Source organism: Salinisphaera sp. SWV1 (assembly GCF_052044155.1).
In the GTDB taxonomy this organism is placed as follows: domain Bacteria; phylum Pseudomonadota; class Gammaproteobacteria; order Nevskiales; family Salinisphaeraceae; genus Salinisphaera.
On the sequence record NZ_JBQDYE010000086.1, the window covers coordinates 1 to 1,755 of the forward strand.

Genomic DNA, 1,755 nt, shown 5'->3' on the forward strand with positions numbered 1-1,755 from the left:
TCCAGCCGCTGTTGCCGCGAGCGTGCGCGCTTTTTGCCGTAAAGATCAGCATCAAAAATTCGAGCGTAAAACCGAAGAACACGCAAACTGCTTCTTCGGCAACTATTTGTCAGCAGCATTGTTCAGCCTTGAGGGTTCAATCTCATACTCACAGCGGTCGCATCCATATAAAGATTATCGCTTAGGCATGTCTCTCGGCGGCCCCCAATCTCGCACCCATTCTATCTGCGACACGCATACCAAGATTAGATAGGAATAATCGCTTATCATTTCGTGAGTTTTTACATCATTTTGATGTATTTACTCCATTCTTTACTTAACTGTTTATATATACTAATTTATCGGTCACGCCTCGTTCACCACGTCTCAACCGGACACGGCACGGCTACGAATGGGATTCTTGATTAGTTCGCAAACGCAGCCCGCCGCAAGTCGGATTCGGCGCAAGGCCTTGTCAACGCAGCGGCGCGCACCAATCGCGGCAAAATCGAGCGCAGGTTATAGCGGCGATTGAAGCGATACTGAAATTCCGCCAGGTAGCGCGGTGCGTATTTGGCGAAGTTGAATGCATGATAGGTGCCGGCAATGGCGGTCTTGAGATTACCCAGCACAATATTCACACAACGGAATGCGGCGTGTTCCGCCGCGGCTCGTCCCGAGCCGGTGACGACGGGATGATGTTCGGCCACTTCCGCGGCCAGGGCACCGAAGGCCGGCAGACCGTCCGACCAGGCCTGCGTATCGGCATGCAGCGCCGTATTCGCCCACGCACTGATCGCGTCTTTGGTGAACGGCAAGCAGTGAATCGCGACCTGGTGCGGCTGGTTGTCGCCCACGGTGGACACGCCGATGACGAACGGCACCTTGTTGGGCGAGCCGCGCCCGCGTTTGCCCGACCGTTCGCCGCCCAGATAGGCATCGTCGATCTCGACTCGCCCGGACAACTGACGGCGCGATTCACGCGCGGCCATGGTCTGCAAGATCTTGTGCTTGATCCGCCATGCCGCGCTATAGCCCACGCCCAGATGGCGCATCAGTTCAAGCGCCGAGACGTTGTTCTTGGCCTGGGTCAGCAAATGCATGGCCAGAAACCAGGTCGTCAGCGGCAACTTCGTCGACGCGAAGATCGTTCCGGCGGTGGCCGTGGTCTGATGTCGGCAGCGACGGCATTGCCAATGGGTGCGGCCGGCGCGCTCGAACGTCGTGTGCAGATGACAACGACAGGCGGGACATACGAATCCTTGCGGCCAGCGCGATTCGATCAACGCGGCTTCGCACTGGGCCTCGGTGCCATAGCGTTGGATGAACTCGGCCATCGACAGGCCGGGTTGAAATTGCACGCGATTCATTGCCATAACGATCCTCCGTATCGGTGTTATGGCTTTATTATCCCGAGCCGGTGGGTCAGATCGTGACCCCGCTGAGTTTGCGAACTAATCAAGATGGGATTTGATATGGCCGGATCGATCATTGCCGAGTATGCGTTTGCCCCAACGCATTACACCATGTTCAAACAACGCCTCGCCGAGCTGCAGCGATTTATCTGTCCACGAGCGGCATCGGCCGGACTGAAGCTCGAATCGATCGAATCTATTTTCGACGAAAACGATCCGGAGATTGCCGTTGGATTCAGGATCAGCGCGTCAAAAGTAGATGGATCCAAAAAAAATAGAAGTCAAGGATTGCTTCCGCCGGCTGAGGAGCTCGCGGCAGTGATCGATTGCGCCGCGCAGGATTCGGTAAACAACGAGAAAA

Annotated in this window: 3 protein-coding genes; 2 read left to right on the forward strand and 1 reads right to left on the reverse strand. The window is 56.0% G+C overall.

Annotated elements, in window-relative coordinates; genetic code table 11:
• On the forward strand, positions 1 to 253 hold a 253-nt coding region (locus tag ACS8YF_RS19480), incomplete at its 5' end, for a hypothetical protein (protein ID WP_440851750.1).
• Between the two features lie 151 nt (positions 254 to 404).
• Here the strand turns inward: ACS8YF_RS19480 and ACS8YF_RS19485 are convergent.
• A complete protein-coding gene (locus ACS8YF_RS19485; RefSeq protein WP_440851751.1) occupies positions 405 to 1,355 on the reverse strand; it encodes an IS1595 family transposase in 951 nt (316 codons plus the stop codon).
• A gap of 99 nt (positions 1,356 to 1,454) precedes the next feature.
• On the opposite strand from ACS8YF_RS19485, the gene ACS8YF_RS19490 reads away from it, so the two are divergent.
• Positions 1,455 to 1,755 (forward strand): hypothetical protein (locus ACS8YF_RS19490; protein ID WP_440851752.1); only part of this gene is annotated, 301 nt, incomplete at its 3' end.

Excerpts from the sequence above, each read along its gene's own strand:
- ACS8YF_RS19485 (WP_440851751.1), bottom strand. The coding sequence starts at position 1,355 with ATGGCAATGAATCGCGTGCAATTTCAACCCGGCCTGTCGATGGCCGAG.